Here is a 274-nt window from a genome sequence, read left to right on the forward strand (position 1 = left end):
TTTGGTATTCTTTGTTTTTGACTCTGATTCACGAGCCTTAAGAGGCTTCTTACCCGCTTTTTCTCGGTCTAACGCGACGTCGTCATCCAGCATATCAAGATAGGCACTCGCGCGAACCGCCGTGACTTTATTGGTGTGTTTATTCTTGTTGGCGTTCGCTTTGAGATGAGTACTGTCCGTAAAGAGCTCTTGACCCGCGACCAAGCCTTTCGTCATGGCTTGCTCTACGATATTGATAAAAATACGTTCGATACAYCCGTGCCATTAAAGCGAC

1 pseudogene is annotated in these 274 nt (G+C 46.5%); it reads right to left on the reverse strand.

The features are described from left to right. Positions 1–274: pseudogene (locus CIK04_RS32640) on the reverse strand (IS5/IS1182 family transposase); the annotation flags it as partial.

This window comes from Vibrio sp. 03_296, from assembly GCF_002265885.1.